The 242-nt window shown below is 32.6% G+C and carries 1 pseudogene; it reads left to right on the top strand.

From position 1 onward, the window contains the following. A pseudogene (gene adeN / locus AC3II9_RS22380) lies at positions 1–242 on the top strand (multidrug efflux transcriptional repressor AdeN); the annotation flags it as partial.

Raw genomic sequence — 242 nt, 5'->3', positions numbered from 1 at the left:
GACATTGTTAATCATGCCGGTGGTTCAAAAGCGTCTATTTATAAATATTTTGGCAATAAAGATGGTTTATTTACCGCAATTTGCGATTATCGCCGTGAAATGTTTTTTAAAGATATTTGTGTACCATTTCAACCTTCCCAAACATCTTTACGCAACTATTTAATTCAAACACTCATTCGCTTTTATACTCATATTATTCAACCCGAACATATCGCTTTTTTACGGTTAGTTATCGAACAAAC

This window comes from Lysinibacillus sp. RU7 (assembly GCF_057837305.1).
This window is presented reverse-complemented; position numbering and strand designations above follow the sequence as displayed.